This window comes from Telluria sp. AZSoR62, from assembly GCF_058111565.1.
Genome location: NZ_JBYTST010000001.1, coordinates 378,059 through 391,815 on the forward strand (window position 1 = coordinate 378,059; position 13,757 = coordinate 391,815).

Genomic DNA, 13,757 nt, shown 5'->3' on the forward strand with positions numbered 1-13,757 from the left:
ATATGCGCGACCTGTTGGAACACTGCTTTACGGCGTCCTCGTGGCAATCGCTTGGACGGCGAAGCGGCGTACGGAATCGTCCTCAAGCCAGTTCAGGGGCAACGCAATGAGCTGTTCGACGCGCTTTGTGATCTGCTTGAAAACCTGCCTAAAAGCTTCTTGCTTTTCGCCCTGACTACCAGAAACTTGTGCAGGGTCTGGATAACCCCAATGCGCGGTAGTTGGATGCCCGGGCCAATGTGGGCAAGCTTCCCCGGCTGCGCTATCGCACACGGTGATGATGAAGTCCATGTGCGGCGCACCAGGTTGCGCGAACTCGAGCCAGCCTTTACTTTGCATTGTGTCCACCGGAAAGCTCGAATCGAACTGCTTTATCTGTTGGATTGCAAAAGAATTAACGACGCCAGTCGGACGGCTTCCAGCGGAATATGCTTTGAAGCGCCCCCTGCCAAGCACAGTCAAAAGTGCTTCCGACATGATGCTGCGCGATGAGTTCCCGGTACAAAGAAACAGAACATTGTAGACCTTGCCTGTCATCGTCTGACCGTCAAGGTGAAGCATTGTTAAGCCTTGCATCCGGGCCGGCAATCGCGCTCAGCTCTTCCTCGATCGCCATGCGCGAAAGCTTCTCAAACGGCAGCATCGCAAAGATATCCAGGCGGTTCTTGATCTCACGGCAAACCCTGCCGAACAGCTGCCGCTGCTCCTGCTCACCACCCACAAATGTTGCAGGATCTTGGAAGCTCCAATGGGCCGTGATTGGGTGCCCTGGCCAGCGCGGGCAAACCTCTCCAGCAGCCCTGTCACACACCGTGATCACAAAGTGCATATGGGGTGCGTTGGTAGCAGCGAATTCGTCCCAGCTCTTGCTGCGCAGGTCGCTGCTTAGAAAGCCAAGTCGCTCGATTGACTCCATCGCCATTGGGTGGACAGATCCAGTCGGATGGCTCCCTGCGCTGTACGCATGGAACCGGCCGGCACCAATCGCATTCAGGATTGCCTCGGCGATAATGCTGCGGGACGAATTACCCGTACACAAAAAAAGCACGTTAAAGGTTGAGGTCTCAGCCATGCTCACTCCGATTGTTAGAAAATAATGCTACATTTCTAAATATATCGAATCTTTTTTACAGCTTGATGACATTCATGTCTGTGTGCTTAGAATCGGTTCCGATCTTTCGTGAAAGTCCGCGATTTTTGGCCCTGGCCAGGTGCTATGCTGAGCCGAACAGCTGGCTTCGGCCAAGAGCGGACGGGAGCTAGAATTTAGACGACCAAGTCAGTCTTCCGAACGCTAGGTAAAGTAGTTAGCGCCTGTCAGGCGATACATAGAGTATCGCCCGTCGCTACCGTTAAAGAATTGCTTGGAATGGAAGCAGTTCGATGTTCTGATGGATGTCTCGTACCTAAAGGAGGCACTCGTGAACACGCATTTCCTTAGGACCCACAATTCCAGTGACCAAGGCAGGGTCCTCATGAAAATTTCCAGCTTCGCTGCTGGGACTGTACTATTCTCAGCTATTGCACATGCCGAGAACGAGCTGGTCATGCATGAGGGTGTCGTCATCGAAGCTCGGCAAGGGAACGCTAGGATCAAGGTAACTTCTGGCAAGGAGTTCGATAGAACCTATGAATGGGACCATTGCAGGCTCAAAAGCAATATGGTTGCCAGGAAGCAAAGGTGGTTAGGAAATATGGGTATCTACGATCCGGCTTTTAGATTCGGCTTCTTATTTGGCGGATGTGACGGCATATCCAGAACCGTAGTTCAGGAAGGTCAAATCCATTTTGATGATGTGGATTTTGCACAAAAGTGGCTCGAACGCCGTCCAGAGTTTTACAAGACGGTCTGGACCAGTGATGGGATAGTCGTCTCATGGAGCTTTAGCCTTCAACGCGCGCAGTTGAGTGTCGAAGTATGGATGTTATGTATCAAAGGTAAACGCCTGTCATACTTAACCGGCGCAACAGACTCTGCAATAAAAATCTTGGCAAACCCGAAAGGGAAAAGTCTTATCGAGTGTGCTCAGGTTAAAAAAGACGTGATCGACCTAACTCGCTCCCAGTACGAAGAAGAATGGAAAAAGAACGATGCCTGGATAGCAAGGTCCGAAAAACGTCGCGAAGATGTGCAAGAACGAAAGATCAAACCATAGAAAATAGCTTCTACGACCTAAGCTATAAATCACAGGCGAAAAGCAGATGATCGTGGGGCAGACCATCTTTCGAGAGTCCGCTTTGGGTCGGTTGCAGACCTCCGTGACAGTCTGCGACTTTTCCAGTGAGGCGACCTGCTATCCTGAGCTCAAGGTCCGAGTTCGGCCAGAAGCGGATATTGAGATCGGTGAGCACACTGCCACAAACGCCAAGTAATGGTGCTCAATCGCCTCCGCCGCACCCACCACCGCATCCACCGCCGCCATCCCCGCAATCTCCACTGCTGTCGCAGTCGCTGTTGGTTGAAGCGACATAGCCGTCCCCGCCATCTTGCCGCCTGCGCAGCGCCTCCGCGTGGGTCTCTTCGGTAATGTAGCCAGCCGCCAGTAGCGCCGCCAGCGAGAGTTCGGGCTGGGGGCGCGCTGTCCTTAGCCTGCGCCCCGTCGTATCGAGCTGGGTGTAGGCGACCTCGCCGTGCTGGGTCGCGTAGCCATGGCCACGCGGCATCCGCAGCCGCGCATCCAGGGTGAACAGGCGCGGCAGCGCCGGTCCGTGGGCGGGAATACCTTCCTGCGTGCGGCACGCCACCAGTGTCCTGACCAGCGCGCCCTGGTCCAGCCTGTCCGCCTCCAGGTGCGGTACCGCGGCCCCGAAGTGGCGCCGGCAAAAGTGCTCGAGGCCTTCCGGATCGTGCCTCAGCCAGGCGTGCCACACCGAGTCCGCCGCCAGTGATGGCAAGGCGCAGGGGCCGCCCTGCGTGGTGACGTCGAAGAAGCCGAGCAGCCCTTCCGCCGCGCGGACGAAAAAAAGGGCATCCCTTGGGATGCCCGGAAACTCGGTCGATGCGCCGTCCCGCCACGCTGCCTCCAGCCCCGGCGGCAGTTCCGCCAGCGCGGTCCGATAGCCCGAGGTCCGCAGGTGGCGGGTGACGCGCAGATTGTTCAGCCAGTTCATCTTGCCTCCTTTGTCGTTGTTATTGGCATCAACAGCGTAAGACAGGAATGTGACAGCAAGATGACAGCGCTACACGCCTTTTACGGTACTGCATTTGCCCACGCGTGGGGCTAGCCCGGCCGCGTCGGCGCCGCTAGATTGGAACACCGGATGTGCAGGCGCCGGCCGACCTCGCCGCCTGACCATGACACTTCGATTTCTCCCGCCTGCGGTCCTCGCTTCCGTCTGCTTTGGGTCGATAGCGGACGTAAGCAGGCTCAGTAAGGGCACTAACATGGCGTTCGTGTTTGTAGACGGACTGATGCCATGGCCTGCGCACTGCTTCCCGAAGACCTGTGGTCCGTTATTGCAGCTCATCTTCCGCCCCACCGCCCGTCGCCGAAAGGCGGCCGCCCGCGTATTGATGATCGTGCGGCTATGACGGGAATCTTGTTTGTTCTCAGGACTGGAATACCATGGGAGTACCTGCCGCGCGAACTCGGCTGCGGCAGTGGCATGACTTGCTGGCGTCGCCTTCACGAATGGATGCTAGCCGGCGTTTGGCAGCGTATCCACGAGGCGATTCTTCGACGCCTCCGAGAGCACGACCAGATCATGTGGGATCGAACTTGCATTGACGCCGCAAGCGTACCGGCACCTGCTGGAGGTGAGCACACAGGCCGAAACCCAACCGATCGCGGCAAACTCGGCGGCAAACACCATTTAATGGTGGATGAGCGTGGGCTTCCCCTAGTGGCCCAGATCTCGGGCGCGCAGGTACACGACTCGCGTTTCCTCATCCCGTTGGTAGAGTCAATCCCGGCAGTTAAAGGGCTGGCAGGCCGTGCCCGCAAACGTCCAGGTAAGCTGCATGCCGATCGAGCGTACGCTTCGAGAGCCCATCGGGCTTGGCTGCGCAGTCGAGGCATCGCAGCTCGTATCGCGCGCTACGGCGTGGAGTCGTGCGAAAGGCTAGGCCGGTGGCGTTGGGTCGTCGAGCGCACCTTGGGTTGGCTACACCGCTTCCGCAGACTGCGCATCCGGCATGAGCGGCGAGCAGACGTGCACCAGGCGTTCCTGACGCTTGCCTGCTCGCTCATCTGTTGGCGATATGTCGAGAGGTTTTGTTAGGCGCTCTTAAGCTCGCAGGCTGTCGACTCCATTTGATAGCGCGACTCCACAACGAAAGACGCGCCTGACAGAAAGCTTCGATCAGCAGTTTTACTGAGGTACACTGCCTTAGCCAAGCTTCCGCTTCGGAGTTAAAAGCAGACATCCACCCTGTCATGTCCAGCAGCCAGTGCAGCGGTGCGCGGAACAGGTAGTCCCAACGTCGCACTTCCAATTTTGCTTTGAGCGAAGATCTTGGTCGAAGAAAGGCCGTCAGGCTTTTGAAACTTGTGCGATAGTCGCCAAAGAAATACAGTCTAGTGATTATCGCCATCGACAAAATGGCAGTCAACGTAAAAAATATGACAACGACATCCAGCCCCGGTATGCCTGAAGGGATTCCAATTGTAATGGCCGTGAGCGCGCCGCTGAAGCTTATTGCTAAAGACGGGCGGGATCGTTGGGCTCCTTCGCTGCAAGACATTAATCGATCGAGCTACGACTACTTGAAACTCAATCGCGCGAGCGGGCTCATTGACGGAAATGTAGCGCCGTACATGATGCTTGTAGGGTTTGATGGAAGTTTAGCAATGCCCCAGCTTCCAGAGTTCTCAACACCGGATGTCGCCTTAAAAATCTTTAATCGGGTGTTCCTCGAAATGTTGCTTGGCGGCGTTTATACAGAAGGCGCTGCACCTTCTGATATTTGCGGCGGCTGGCTTTTCAAGACCGGGTATATAAGAATGATGGGTGGCGCAAGCCGGAATACGGCCCTACATTCTGAGCTAAGGGATCGAAGTGCAAGCGTCGGAGACAACATTGTTCTTCTCGATCAGAAAACGATTACAATCGCAACATTACGCAAGGCAATTAAGCGCGGGCGCTTAATCTTAAGCAAGTGCAGCTCTCTTAGTCCTGAGATTGCGCTTGCAGGTACAACGCACTACGTGTCAGGGGCCCTGGCCGAAGCGCTAACTTGCCTGTGGACCTCAATAGAACAGGCAATTAGCCAAATATGGCGATTAGAGATCGAGCAAAAACTGCAGGTGGAAGCTATTCCGAATCGAAGTGGATTCCTCAAAGACTATCGTGTTTGGACAACTTCAGCCCGCATTGAACTGCTGTACCAGAAGGGTCTCGTCCACGCCGATACCTACCGCTGTCTTAATCAGGCCCGCAAGGCTCGTAATGAGTTCATCCACCGTGGGACTCAGCCTGAACTAGCAGATGCAACGGCTGCGCTTACTGCGCTGTTTCAACTTCTATCCGCTTGTGCGAGCAATTACAAGTCTACGTCACTACTTGAAAACGTATGTCAGCAAGTAGTGACTAGGTGCATCCGAAGACCGCGTACGGAAGAAGAATTGAAACAACAGACAAGCTACTGGAGAGATATCGCTCGCCTACCTGGAGAGCCTCAATTCAAGGGCAAGTATAAACCGTTCGACCTGCAGCTAAAGCCAATTGCCTCATTCGATCCGGCGTATGCGGCAAAGGTGTCACGCGTCAAATCGCGTGGAAATGAAGTTCGATCATTAAAGCAGGGAGCTACGAAGGAGGTCGATATGTGATTACGCTATTTGGCATAATCATCGGGGTGAATATCAAAGACCCCATCTGATCTCAGCTTATGCTCGATGTCGACTCGCCCTGAGAAGGTCAACTCATCATAGATGACGTAGACATACTCTCCAAGATAACGGCGGAAGGCGGTCGACGTCACTTGAACTTCCACGGGTTGCCCAGGAAAATGTCTACGGAAGACAGATTCAAACTTGTGATGGGATACACTTTCGAACAAGCAACGCGAAACACCAAAACCCTCATCGGTGACGTATCCATCTGCAGTTAGCCGCGCAACAAGTTCTTTAAAACGTGTCTCGTTCTCCAAAAAATATTCAGTGAATTTTTTAACGATCATTCAATATCCCGTTTTGCCAAAGTCCGCCAAATCATCCGCTAACAATTACCTTAAGGTCGGCTCCAGAGACAGCTTTAACATACGTGTAGCTGGTTCCTAGCACTGCCCTTTGCTCATCAGTCATTTGCGCCTTAGAAATGGCCGGCTGAACAATATAAAAGTTTAGGACCATTTCATGATCTCGACACTTATAACGCAAAAGGTCGATGTTAGAGATATCGCCTTTTAACATCCGATCAAATCCCGATACGATCGATCTTTCGTATCGCGTAAGAAGTCGTGAAAGTAACGCCTCCCCAGTGTGCATCCACTTCGCCGACCTAGATGCCTGTCCGCATACTTCATAGGTATCCCCAATCCGTCCGCCAGGAGTCGCAACGCCATCATTAGCAGGGCAGTACTTGCAATGATATAAATCGATTTGAATTATGCCGTGACGTTCATTAATTGCGACAAGATCGGCAACTTCGCCCGATCCATCGTCATTGAAAATGATATCGTATTGATCGAAAATCTTATGATACGTAAATCCCTGTACCGTATCTAAATTTCTTTCTTTCTTCATGGATTCATTTTGAATCTTGGTCGTGCCCCAGTCCCATGAGGTCACCAACTCTTCTGGAATCTTTATATTTAAAGTCGCGGGAGAATAGTATCGGTAGTTACCAAAAACCATAGACCCATCTTGTTTCAATAACTTCAAAGGATTCTCATAAAGATATTCAGCAAAACTGCGCTCGCCATGCAAGGAAATTTTTACATCTCCGCACCTCACGCTAAAATCGTCATCCTCTAACCTCAGTGTGACCTTGGTGATAGATATTCTCTCGGTCTCGCTTTTTTCATAGTACACGATGATTTCAATTTCTTTATCTGATATTCTGCTTGGCGCACCAAGCACCACATCCAACATGTTGTACGATACTCCACCACAAATGAGATAGATCTTCACTTCATTTTCAATTAACAGGCCATCTGGCCAATCAGCATAGAATAATCCTGTGGGCCAAGAGTCAGCTATAAGCTCGGATCGCATCACATTGTTTATTATATTTTTTACTTCAATAGTATCATCGTTAATCTTATTCGCCACTTTATCGCACCAGTTGACCCACCGATTTAGCGGACCAGAGTCCATTTCCCAGATTTTTCCCTTATGAGAACAGCCGGCGTTTGTCCTTTCCCCGTCTAGATAACCAGCCGCAAAAATATTAGACTTAGTTGCAGTGTTGTTTTCAAGATCCCCGATAATAGCGTTAATATTTCTTCCAACATGCATGGTAAAGCGCAATTCTTTATTGTTTCGCGACAAACCAACGTTTTGCAACTTCAGTAGTTTGATTTGATGTAGTGTGCGGAATGTCTTTTCGCCCGCGATTATTTTTGACTCTTTCGCGAGCAGAGTTCGAAAATTATTAGCTTGTCCATCATCGCCAGAGCAATGTACAAATAGCGTATTCATTTTCTCATGGAAATAAGCTAAGTAGAGAAACCACTCAACATTGGAAATCTCTGACGTGTTAGCCCACGGAACTGACACCTGCGCACTCGTAACAAGGACGACAAGATTGTTCTTTTCGTTTACCGAGAAGTACTCTACTTCTTCCTTCCGCGCAACGAAGTTTTCGATATTCTCAGGGTGCCAATCATCTTTTAACAATCTGTAGGCTCTCGCACTGATCTTTGGCGAAGGGTTCAGCGCCAAAATCGATTTTCCACTCTCATCATTTTTGAACTGATCAGAAAATTCTTGCTGCTTTATTTCTTTGGATATTTTCTTTTCACTAACATCACGAATGACTGCACTCCAGTCGGCGCTTTCCTCATAAAGCTCAGCCATTTGCGCATCCATTTTCTGATTCGCAATATTGGCCACAAATTTTGCCGTCCCTAATTTCTTGTTCATCCTTGTGAAACGTCCGATGAATTGCAGAGTTACAGCTGGAGACTGATGCTGGTCGTGAATCGCGGCTATCTTTAACTCTGGCAAATCAAACCCCTCACCAAGCATAGCGACGCAAATAATAATACGGTACTGCTTTCTTTTTATATTTTCTAGGATTTGATCTTTATCTTTAACGCCAGAGTAGATAAGAACTAAATCAAAATTGGTTAATGCTTTGTAAATTTCGTACAGTTGCTTCGCTTTTACTTGAGAACGAGCACGGACCAATAGTATGTGATCACTCCCCTCTTTGATGTCTGATTTAAGTAATTCAATTGCCTTTCTCGCTACTGCCTCATCTCCTAATTTAGGATCGTATTCACGAACTGGATGGAATTCTATTTCCTGAAAGTAGCCATCGGATTGCGCCTCACGCAACGAATAATGGTAGATTATTTTTCCGTCTAAGCTCTTCCTATCTTCCCGAAACGGGGTGGCGGTGAATTGAAGCGAAGGTTTTCCCGCGAACGATTTCTTCACCTTTTTCCAAGTATGCGCAGCGACATGATGTGCCTCGTCAAATATAAGGTGGGAGCAATAAGTGGCCAATAGCTCCAGAGCTCGATCTGAGAAATTCTGCAGTGACTGTGGCGTCGCAATTATTACGTTAGACGCAGCCAGCCCTTTTACTTCTTCTTCATTCAACCCAGAACTAATTTTGCTAACTACAGCGGATTTTGCATTCTCATCTACAGCTCCCATTGCTCTCAAATTTCTCAATGCAACAATACCGTCTGCAATCTGGTCTCTCAATGCATCAGATGGCACGATAACAAGGGTTCGAACGAATAATCCGGCTAGAATTAGAGATGAGATGGTGTCAGTTTTACCAGTTCCGGTTGGCATCACAATAGTAGCTGGCTCCTGGGGCGCTGAGACAAGATGTGCCAGTATTGTGTAAAGCGCGCCAAGCTGCGGCTTTCGCAATCCGAGATTTTTACTTTTCTCGCTTGGCTCGACAAAACGAAATGGATGGTCTACCCAGCTGCGATATACCTCGTTATTCTCATACATACCTGCGTCGAATGGCATCTAGCACCCCAGTTATTGTGAAAATCTCAATCGCACCCATTGTGCGCCTGTCCGATATTGGCGAGAGTTTCTCCAAGGATAGCAGAGTATCCCAGGGAGAAAATCACAAAAACTATATCCTGTAGGAAATTTCCGGCCTAGATCTAGGTGCTGACTGCAAGCGTTGCGCAGACTCAAAACATGGAGAGAACGCGAGCTCAGATGGTGCGTTAGCGTATGTCGATAGCGGCGTATCAGTAATGAGCGGTTTTAGTAGAGGTGGGCTATCAGCCTCTGAGTGCTTGGGAACACGGGTTTTCCTACTTCACATCATGGGCGTAAGAACAGCCAGTGGGGGCGATTTGAGTCCGAGGACCGATGCCGCCAGGCGAGGAAGCGAGGATGGCCCGTTCAGGGCCACCCCCACGTCTCGTGGGCGCATGTAGGAGCGCTTTGGCCGGTCGTCCCGGCCAGCGACGATGCGAGCCACTCACATACCGCAGAGTATCTAGTGCCTGTCGTCAACGCAGATGTCTTCGAAGTGACGCTGCAGTCGACCCCATGTGGCGAGTAAGTACGACTGGTTTAGTGGCGCTAGGAATAGCGGGTTTTCCACCCAAGACGTTACGCCATCAGCATCCCATCCTGATTCGAATAGCCTGAAGTCCAGGTCATCGCCTACGCCCTTTTCGTGCATGAGCTCGGCATACGAATCGAGGTTGTAGAAGGACACATCGTCTGGTGGGCACCCGTATAACGCTCCGATCAGCTTGGAAATCTTGACTGTGGCACTTTGCTGATCGTTGGCCTCGACAAACACGGCTGCTTGATACGGCCAGTCACAGTAAGTGCGGAAAAGCGAGGTCTTGTTCATTCGCTACCCCAGCTTCGCGACAAGGTTTTCCGGCTTGAGATGCGTATACCGCTTCAACATCTGCATGCTTTTATGCCCTGTGATACTGGCGACTTCGAATGGATGCAGTCCCTTCTCAAAGAGGCGCGATGCTGCCTCATGGCGGAGATCGTGCCAGCGTAGATTTTCGATACCCAGCAGGGGCAGGACTCGCTTCCAGATACACCGGACGGCGTTTTGGGTAGTGTTCAGGATCGGCCCTGAAGGGTCCGCCTGCAGAGCTCCGACCTCATCAACAGGATGCAGCGACAGCAGCACCGAATGCGCCTTGCTCGAGAGTGGAAGCGCGGCCGGGACACCCTTATTCTCGGCTCCGCGGGCGGAAAGGGGGATCCGGACTAATCGCTTGTCCAGATTGACCCATTCCCATCGAAGTCCAAACAAGGTGCCCTGCCTAAGGCTGGTCTCGATCGCAAGGTCAAATGCCGGCGCAGCATATGGATTTCCACTCTCAACGAGCACAGCTTTGATCTTCTCGTATTCGCCCGGCTCAAGCCTTCGGTCGCGCGCGTTACTCACGCTAGGTTTCCTGATGTTCTTCAGCGGATTCATCAGCCCTTCCATCCCCCACTCCTTGCGCGCGATCTCATAGAGATGGCTCACTAGTTGCAACTCGAGCCGAACCGTGTTTTCCGCCTTCCCTTGGGCTCGACGCTGATCTCGGTATCGTGCGAAATCTGCCCCCTTCAGGTTAGCCAGTGTACGAAAGCACAGGTCATTTCGGAGCCAGCGGTCAATACGGCCATACTCTTGGGCAGGATGTCGCTTTTTCGCCGCAACGTCGCGCCGGTACTGCTTTAGCGCCTCGCCAAGTGTCATTTTTTCAGCGGCGGAGTTGTCGACGTAAAAACCAGTGTCGATTTCTGCCTCAACCCGGCGAGCCCACTTCTGTGCTTCTGACTGCGTATCGAAAGTGCGGTAAGTGGGCTTGTGACCTTTGCGCCGGACCTCGGCGCGCCAGTACGCGCCGCGTTTTTTGATGTATGCCATTAGTGATTCTCCAATCGTCAAAAGGACGCTTGACTCGAATCATTCCATTCCGGCAGTTTTCCGGCAAAGGCCAGTTTTTGAGCTCCTTTGCGCTAGCGCTGCATAGAAAAAAAGCCCTTACGATTTCTCGTAAGAGCTTGATTTCAAACTAAAAACTGTATTGGTAGGCCTCCCGTGAGTCGAACACGGCACCAACGGATTATGAGTCCGCTGCTCTAACCAGGCATGAGCTAGAGGCCCAGAAATCGGGACAGTGGCAGAAAACACGCGCCACCTGCTTGCCCGGTGCGGTACCGAGAAGCAGAGTGGCGAGAGGATATTGCCTTTAGTACAGATACGTCAAGCCAAGACTACAACAATCAGCTGCTGCCTTCGAGGAAGCTCTTGAGCTTGTCCGAACGCGACGGATGACGCAGCTTGCGCAGCGCCTTCGCCTCGATCTGGCGAATCCGCTCGCGCGTCACGTCGAACTGCTTGCCCACCTCTTCCAGCGTGTGGTCGGTCGACATCTCGATACCGAAGCGCATGCGCAGCACCTTGGCTTCGCGCGGGGTCAGCGAGTCCAGCACATCCTTCACCACGCCACGCATCGACGCGTGCAGCGCGGCATCCGACGGCGCCAGCGTGTTGTTGTCCTCGATGAAGTCGCCCAGGTGCGAATCGTCGTCGTCGCCGATCGGCGTCTCCATCGAAATCGGTTCCTTCGCGATTTTCATGATCTTGCGAATCTTATCTTCCGGCATCTCCATCTTGATGGCGAGGGTGGCCGGATCCGGCTCGGCGCCGGTCTCCTGCAGGATCTGGCGCGAGATCCGGTTCATCTTGTTGATCGTCTCGATCATGTGCACCGGAATACGAATCGTGCGCGCCTGGTCCGCGATCGAACGGGTGATGGCCTGGCGGATCCACCACGTCGCGTAGGTCGAGAACTTGTAGCCGCGGCGGTACTCGAACTTGTCCACCGCCTTCATCAGGCCGATATTGCCTTCCTGAATCAGGTCGAGGAATTGCAGGCCGCGGTTGGTGTACTTCTTGGCGATCGAGATCACCAGGCGCAGGTTGGCCTCGGTCATCTCGCGCTTGGCCTTGCGCGCCTTCATTTCGCCGGCCGCCATCTGGCGGTTGATGTTGCGCAGGTCCGGCAGCGGCAGCACGACGCGCGCTTGCAGGTCAATTAAACGTTGCTGCAGTTCCTTGATCGTCGGAATGTTGCGGCCCAGGATGGCGCTGTAGGCGTGGCCGGCGTTGACTTCGCCGTCGACCCATTCCAGGTTCGTCTCGTTGCCCGGGAAGACCTTGATGAAGTGGGCGCGCGGCATGCCGCAGCGGTTCACGGCCACGTCCAGGATCTGCTTTTCGATGTGGCGTACCTCGTCGACCTGGCCGCGCAGGGTGTCGCACAGCTTCTCGACGACCTTGGCCGTGAAGCGGATGCCGAGCAGCTCGTCCGAGATCGCATCCTGCGCCTTGACATAGGCTTTCGAGTTGTAGCCATCCTTCTCGAAGGCCTTGCGCATCTTGTCGAATTGCTGGGCGATGTGGTTGAACTTGGCCAGGGCGGATTGCTTCAGCGCTTCCAGCTGCTCGGCCGAGTAGCCGGCGGCGCCCGAAGCGCCCGCGGCTTCTTCTTCCTCTTCCTCGGCGCCCTCTTCCTCGTCTTCTTCTTCGTCGTCTTCATCCGAGGCAGCCGGCGGCGGGGCGACCGGCGGGGTCTGCTCGTCGCCGTCCGGGTCGACCAGGCCGTCGACGATCTCGTCGATCTTGATCTCGTCTTTTTCGATCTTGCTGGCGGCGTCGATGATTTCGGCGATCGTCACCGGGCAGGCCGAGATGGCCTGGATCATGTCCTTCAGGCCGTCTTCGATGCGCTTGGCGATCTCGATCTCGCCTTCGCGCGTGAGCAGCTCGACCGAGCCCATTTCGCGCATGTACATGCGGACCGGGTCGGTGGTGCGGCCGAAATCGGAATCGACGGTGGACAGCGCCGCTTCGGCGGCGGCTTCGGCTTCGTCGTCGCTGGTAACGGTGGCGACGTTATCGGACAGCAGCAGGGTTTCCGCGTCAGGGGCGTGCTCGTAGACGGCGATGCCCATGTCGTTGAAGGTGCCGATGATGCCTTCGATCGCTTCCGGATCGACGATGTTTTCCGGCAGGTGGTCGTTGATCTCGGAGTAGGTCAGGAAGCCGCGCTCCTTGCCCGACTTGATCAGGGCCTTGAGCTTGTTGCGGCGAATCTCGAGCTCTTCTTCGCTCGCTTCGGTATCCGACGAGAAGGCGTCTTTCAGCAGCGCTTTTTCCTTGGCCTTGCGGTCCTTGGCCTTGGCCTTGTCCGCGGCTTTCAGTTCGGCGCGCTCGACCGCGTTGAGGGCGGCGATTTCGTCGTTCTCGGGCGTGAATTCCTTCGGCTTGCGACCACGGCGTCCCGGGACCTTGACGGATGGCAGGACGTAACCGGACGTGTCGATCGCGGAAAGCAGTGCCGCATCGGTCGTCTGGTTGACCGGTGCCGGGCTCGCCGTACGAACCTCGGCCGTGTCTTGACCTTTGTCCACCGTGGCGGACGCTCTCGTGGTTTTTGCAGCCACTTTGGTTTCGGGTTTCTTGGTTGGCACAGGCGCTTTCGAAGTCACGACGACTCACACTTTACGATGGTTAAAGATAAACTTTCTTGTTACCTTACATCACCCTGCAAGCAACTTCCGTTGCCTCGCTAACCCAAACTCACCGCCTGCTTCAAACCTGAAAGGGTTTCAAAGCTTGCAATAGTTAGCGTTTTA

The 13,757-nt window shown here is 53.3% G+C and carries 11 protein-coding genes and 1 tRNA gene; 3 read left to right on the forward strand and 9 right to left on the reverse strand.

From position 1 onward, the window contains the following. Nucleotides 1-27: 27 nt before the first annotated feature. On the reverse strand, nucleotides 28-537 hold the full coding sequence (locus AC3XQU_RS01640) for an arsenate reductase ArsC (RefSeq protein WP_489872726.1): 510 nt from the start codon (nucleotides 535-537) through the stop codon (nucleotides 28-30). 10 nt (nucleotides 538-547) lie between these two features. Beyond that, nucleotides 548-1,072 (reverse strand): arsenate reductase ArsC, encoded by a 525-nt coding sequence (locus tag AC3XQU_RS01645; protein ID WP_489872386.1) that lies wholly within the window; start codon nucleotides 1,070-1,072, stop codon nucleotides 548-550. Between the two features lie 403 nt (nucleotides 1,073-1,475). Here AC3XQU_RS01645 and AC3XQU_RS01650 point away from each other — a divergent pair, with 403 nt between their 5' ends. Beyond that, a complete protein-coding gene (locus AC3XQU_RS01650; RefSeq protein ID WP_489872387.1) occupies nucleotides 1,476-2,156 on the forward strand; it encodes a hypothetical protein in 681 nt (226 codons plus the stop codon). A 223-nt stretch (nucleotides 2,157-2,379) separates the two neighbouring features. Here AC3XQU_RS01650 and AC3XQU_RS01655 read toward each other — a convergent pair whose 3' ends face one another. Next, nucleotides 2,380-3,111 carry a hypothetical protein gene (locus AC3XQU_RS01655; RefSeq protein ID WP_489872388.1) on the reverse strand — a complete coding sequence of 244 codons (732 nt, stop codon included), beginning with the start codon at nucleotides 3,109-3,111 and terminating at the stop codon, nucleotides 2,380-2,382. 306 nt (nucleotides 3,112-3,417) lie between these two features. On the opposite strand from AC3XQU_RS01655, the gene AC3XQU_RS01660 reads away from it, so the two are divergent. Together AC3XQU_RS01660 and AC3XQU_RS01665 are read left to right on the forward strand one after the other, a co-directional pair. Then, complete coding sequence (locus tag AC3XQU_RS01660; RefSeq protein WP_489872389.1) at nucleotides 3,418-4,221, forward strand: IS5 family transposase; 804 nt, start codon at nucleotides 3,418-3,420, stop codon at nucleotides 4,219-4,221. 299 nt (nucleotides 4,222-4,520) lie between these two features. Next, nucleotides 4,521-5,771 carry a hypothetical protein gene (locus AC3XQU_RS01665; RefSeq protein WP_489872390.1) on the forward strand — a complete coding sequence of 417 codons (1,251 nt, stop codon included), beginning with the start codon at nucleotides 4,521-4,523 and terminating at the stop codon, nucleotides 5,769-5,771. A gap of 5 nt (nucleotides 5,772-5,776) precedes the next feature. Here the strand turns inward: AC3XQU_RS01665 and AC3XQU_RS01670 are convergent, their stop codons facing one another. The 6 genes from AC3XQU_RS01670 to rpoD form a co-directional block, all read right to left on the reverse strand. After that, the gene (locus AC3XQU_RS01670) at nucleotides 5,777-6,121 is read right to left on the reverse strand and encodes a hypothetical protein (protein WP_489872391.1); all 345 of its coding nucleotides are present in this window, start codon (nucleotides 6,119-6,121) and stop codon (nucleotides 5,777-5,779) included. A 31-nt stretch (nucleotides 6,122-6,152) separates the two neighbouring features. After that, nucleotides 6,153-9,098 carry a DEAD/DEAH box helicase gene (locus tag AC3XQU_RS01675; protein WP_489872392.1) on the reverse strand — a complete coding sequence of 982 codons (2,946 nt, stop codon included), beginning with the start codon at nucleotides 9,096-9,098 and terminating at the stop codon, nucleotides 6,153-6,155. Between the two features lie 487 nt (nucleotides 9,099-9,585). Continuing rightward, nucleotides 9,586-9,951, reverse strand: coding sequence for a hypothetical protein (locus AC3XQU_RS01680; RefSeq protein ID WP_489872393.1), 366 nt, complete (start codon nucleotides 9,949-9,951; stop codon nucleotides 9,586-9,588). Nucleotides 9,952-9,954: 3 nt separating this feature from the next. Beyond that, entirely contained in the window at nucleotides 9,955-10,980 is a 1,026-nt protein-coding gene (locus tag AC3XQU_RS01685; protein ID WP_489872394.1) for a site-specific integrase, read from the reverse strand. A gap of 161 nt (nucleotides 10,981-11,141) precedes the next feature. Then, nucleotides 11,142-11,220 (reverse strand) — tRNA-Ile (locus tag AC3XQU_RS01690). A gap of 119 nt (nucleotides 11,221-11,339) precedes the next feature. Then, complete coding sequence (rpoD, locus tag AC3XQU_RS01695; protein ID WP_489872395.1) at nucleotides 11,340-13,532, reverse strand: RNA polymerase sigma factor RpoD; 2,193 nt, start codon at nucleotides 13,530-13,532, stop codon at nucleotides 11,340-11,342. Nucleotides 13,533-13,757: the final 225 nt, after the last annotated feature.

Coding starts and splice junctions, on each gene's coding strand:
- AC3XQU_RS01640 (WP_489872726.1), bottom strand. CDS start 537: ATGACAGGCAAGGTCTACAATGTTCTGTTTCTTTGTACCGGGAACTCA.
- AC3XQU_RS01645 (WP_489872386.1), bottom strand. CDS start 1,072: ATGGCTGAGACCTCAACCTTTAACGTGCTTTTTTTGTGTACGGGTAAT.
- AC3XQU_RS01650 (WP_489872387.1), top strand. CDS start 1,476: ATGAAAATTTCCAGCTTCGCTGCTGGGACTGTACTATTCTCAGCTATT.
- AC3XQU_RS01655 (WP_489872388.1), bottom strand. CDS start 3,111: ATGAACTGGCTGAACAATCTGCGCGTCACCCGCCACCTGCGGACCTCG.
- AC3XQU_RS01660 (WP_489872389.1), top strand. CDS start 3,418: ATGGCCTGCGCACTGCTTCCCGAAGACCTGTGGTCCGTTATTGCAGCT.
- AC3XQU_RS01670 (WP_489872391.1), bottom strand. CDS start 6,121: ATGATCGTTAAAAAATTCACTGAATATTTTTTGGAGAACGAGACACGT.
- AC3XQU_RS01675 (WP_489872392.1), bottom strand. CDS start 9,098: ATGCCATTCGACGCAGGTATGTATGAGAATAACGAGGTATATCGCAGC.
- AC3XQU_RS01680 (WP_489872393.1), bottom strand. CDS start 9,951: ATGAACAAGACCTCGCTTTTCCGCACTTACTGTGACTGGCCGTATCAA.
- AC3XQU_RS01685 (WP_489872394.1), bottom strand. CDS start 10,980: ATGGCATACATCAAAAAACGCGGCGCGTACTGGCGCGCCGAGGTCCGG.